General features: G+C 53.2%; 1 pseudogene. It reads right to left on the bottom strand.

The window, feature by feature from the left end:
• Positions 1 to 477: pseudogene (locus QB898_RS13220) on the bottom strand (hypothetical protein); the annotation flags it as partial.

Here is a 477-nt window from a genome sequence, read left to right as displayed (position 1 = left end):
ATCAAATAAGCCCCGGCCCCCGTCTCCGGATCAATAACAATATACCCAAACCCCTTCCATCCGTGCTTGTTGATGCTTTTCTCATGCACGGTCACTTCCTTGCCGGCATTGACGGCATTCCTGATTTCACTGCCCACTTCTCCGCCTATGGGCAACTTTTGCAGCGCCGTCTGCGCATTCTGTTTGTTGATCGTGTAAATCTTCTGCCCTTCGCTTTGGGCAATGGCGATGGCTTTCACTGCCGAGATGGCTTCCGCACACGGATTCAATGTCGGGTTCTGGATTCGCCCGTTTTCATCCGTATGGCTGCACTTCATTTTATCCACCCAGAACGCCTCCGGCGCCGCATGCTCCATTGCACTGGCGTATTGGCCTCTCATCCTGTTGTAGGCAATCCAGCGGTTTTGCGCCGCGCTTTTGTTGTTCTGCTTCAGCTCGGGCTTGTCGTTGATCTGGCTCTTGGGATCATCATCTTTC

It is taken from the genome of Ottowia cancrivicina (genome assembly GCF_029813755.1).
Taxonomy (GTDB): domain Bacteria; phylum Pseudomonadota; class Gammaproteobacteria; order Burkholderiales; family Burkholderiaceae_C; genus Ottowia; species Ottowia massiliensis.
This window is presented reverse-complemented; position numbering and strand designations above follow the sequence as displayed.